The 1,565-nt window shown below is 64.6% G+C and carries 3 protein-coding genes; 2 read left to right on the top strand and 1 reads right to left on the bottom strand.

The genetic code is table 11. The annotated features are described in order from the left end of the window. The coding region (locus EOA49_RS31870; RefSeq protein WP_164749382.1) for a L,D-transpeptidase at positions 1–211 on the top strand (211 nt) is incomplete at its 5' end. Next, complete coding sequence (locus EOA49_RS31875) at positions 208–753, top strand: hypothetical protein (protein WP_127242247.1); 546 nt, start codon at positions 208–210, stop codon at positions 751–753. The genes EOA49_RS31870 and EOA49_RS31875, both read left to right, overlap by 4 nt. 43 nt (positions 754–796) lie before the next feature. Here the strand turns inward: EOA49_RS31875 and EOA49_RS31880 are convergent, their stop codons facing one another. Continuing rightward, positions 797–1,333: a hypothetical protein gene (locus tag EOA49_RS31880; RefSeq protein WP_127243596.1), complete on the bottom strand. Its 537-nt coding sequence runs from the start codon at positions 1,331–1,333 to the stop codon at positions 797–799. Between the last annotated feature and the right edge of the window lie 232 nt (positions 1,334–1,565).

Here is a 1,565-nt window from a genome sequence, read left to right on the forward strand (position 1 = left end):
GATGGTGCCCGCCGGTCCCTACAATCCGCTTGGCGCCAGGGCGCTCTATCTGTCGCGCGACGGCCGCGACACGCTCTATCGCATCCATGGCACCAACGATCCCAAGGGTGTCGGCTTCGACGGCACGTCCGGATGTTTTCGGCTGACGAACACGGATGTGATAGATCTCTTCAAGCGCGTCGCGGTGGGCGCAAAGGTGGTGGTTGAATGACGATGATCAGCGAGACGGATATTCCGGCAATCGAACTCAGCGAACGGGAAAAGGCGCCGGGCAGGCCGAGCCGGGCGAGAACCATCGGCGTGGTCGCGGCCGGCGCGGTCCTCGTCACCGCCATCAACGTCACCGCCGCCATCTATCTCTATCGCGGCGTCAACGACCTTCGGGCATTGGAGGCGCGGTTGGACCAGCTCGGCCAGTTCGAGCAGCGGATCGGCGCGCGCATCGATACCGTCAACAACGGCTTCCAGAGCCGGTTCGAGACGCTGGACCGGCAGCTGCAGGCGAGTTTCGGCCAGATAAACGGCAATCTTGCCCGGCTTGAGCAGGGCCAGCCCGTCGCCGCCGACGCCGAGCCGCCGCGGGCGCCAGAGCCTAGTTTCGCCAACACGACCGTGGCCGAGGCCTCGGCAGGTGAAAACCCGTCCGTCGGCGCGCCGGCATTCAAGGGCAAGGCCGCGCCGCCCGGACCCAATCCGTCCTATCAGCGCATCCAGCAGGCCGACGGTAAAGTCTACTACAAGAAGATCAACTGACGCGGCACCGGGCGATAGCGGAAGGCATTCCGATCAGCACGGTTTACAGATCACGCTGCAGCGCCAGGATGCGGACGGCGCGGGCTTCGGCGCGCAGCCTCGCCTCGCGCAGGAAGGCGACGTGGCAATAGGCGCAGGCCGCAAGGCCAAGGCACAGCACCATGCAGTTTTTCAAGCTGAAGTCGATCGCCAGCGAGAATTGAAAGCCGCGCGGCGCCGTGAAGTTGGCGATCGTGCTCGCCGTTTCCGAACGGCTGCCGGCCGCTATCATCAGACCGGCGAACATCAGCGCGGCATGGTTGGCGAGGAAGAAGCCGGCGGATCTCTTGGCATGGCAAGCCATCCAGCAGACGCCTGACGCAACGACGATGACGGCGGCATCGACGGCCATCGAGCCGCCGAGATAGAAGTCCACCTGCTGCCAGAACATCGTCGAGAAGGGGCGCAGCTCGAGCCAGATGCGCCACATGGTCGGGCTGGCCGAATAGGTTCCGAGCAGAAACGTCGCCGTCCGTTCCGCCGCCAGCAGGAACAGCATGAGAGCCGGGAAGGCAAAGAGCAGTGTCGGCTTGCGCGTCATGTCATCCCCCTCGACATCCGATGCTCGATTGTAGGCCGCATTGGTTGCGCGAGACTTAACGCAAAGCCTTGCTTTTCAAGCGATGTCATCGGCGCCTAATGTATGATCCGGTGAAACGACGAGGCGGCGCTTTGGGCGAGGCGAAATCGACCGGCCGGCTTGCCACGACGCTCGGCAGCCTCGGGCTGGTCGCCGGCGCGCTGCTGGTCGCCGCATCGAGGCACTGGTTGCC

This window comes from Mesorhizobium sp. M1A.F.Ca.IN.020.04.1.1, assembly GCF_003997315.1.
Lineage (GTDB): Bacteria > Pseudomonadota > Alphaproteobacteria > Rhizobiales > Rhizobiaceae > Mesorhizobium.